Origin of the sequence: Salipiger sp. HF18, from assembly GCF_011806505.1 — a bacterium.
GTDB lineage: Bacteria > Pseudomonadota > Alphaproteobacteria > Rhodobacterales > Rhodobacteraceae > Salipiger > Salipiger thiooxidans.
Genome location: NZ_JAATOS010000861.1, coordinates 1 through 937 on the forward strand (window position 1 = coordinate 1; position 937 = coordinate 937).

1 protein-coding gene and 1 pseudogene are annotated in these 937 nt (G+C 72.0%); both read right to left on the reverse strand.

Annotated features, from left to right (window positions below):
- Positions 1-341 (reverse strand): annotated as a pseudogene (locus tag HC022_RS27570) (cell division protein FtsX); the annotation flags it as partial.
- A partial coding sequence (locus HC022_RS27575) for a cell division ATP-binding protein FtsE (RefSeq protein ID WP_167454496.1) occupies positions 338-937 on the reverse strand: 600 nt, incomplete at its 5' end. The gene HC022_RS27575 and the pseudogene HC022_RS27570, both read right to left, overlap by 4 nt.

The window sequence follows — 937 nt, forward strand, 5'->3', positions numbered from 1 at the left end:
CACGGCTCGAGCAGCGCCTGCTGCTCGGCCTCGCTCAGGGCGCGGGCCGAGGCGACACCGGGGGTCTGCTGCAGCAGCCGCAGCGCGGTGGCGGTCTGCTCCGCCATCTGCCCGTCGGGCGCCGAGATCCGCACCGTCGAGGCCCGTGCAAGCTCGTCGCCCCAGCTGGTGGCCAGCCGTCCTGCCGCCAGCGACAGCGCCAGCGCGAAGACCGCGAGAAAGGCCATGGCGGCAGCGGCGAAGAGCGTCAGACGCGCGGTGAAACCGGTGGGCGGCACGACCCGGTCGGCAGCCTTGTCGCCGCGGCCGAGCGCGAACAGCGTTTGCAGCGTTGCCTTCACAGATCGACCCCCGCCGCGTTCAGCCTGCGGTTGGCGATGCGCAGCACCCGCGCCTGCACCTGCGACTTGGCGGCCCGGATGAGCTGCAGGTCGTGGGTCGCGATCAGCACCGTGACGCCCATGCGGTTGAGCTCGATCAGCAGGCGCAGCAGCCGCTGCGACATCTCCCAGTCGACGTTGCCGGTGGGTTCGTCCGCCAGCACCACCTCGGGCGACATGATGACGGCGCGGGCCAGCGCCGCGCGCTGACGCTCGCCGCCGGAAAGCTCGGGGGGCAGCGCGCCGGCGCGCTCGGTCAGCCCGACCCAGGCCATCAGCTCGCGCAGATTGTCGTCCTGCTCGGGCATCGCCTGCCCCGCGACGGCCATCGGCAGCGCGACGTTCTCGGCCACCGAGAGGTGGTCCAGGAACTGGCAATCCTGATGCACCACGCCGATGCGGCGGCGGCTCATGGCGATGTCGTCGCGGTCCATCTGCCGGACATCCTGCCCGAACAGACGCGCGACGCCGGCGGTGGGACGCAGCGCACCGTAACAGAGCTTGAGAAGGGTGGTCTTGCCCGCCCCGGACGGGCCGGGGAGGAAGTGAAACGACCC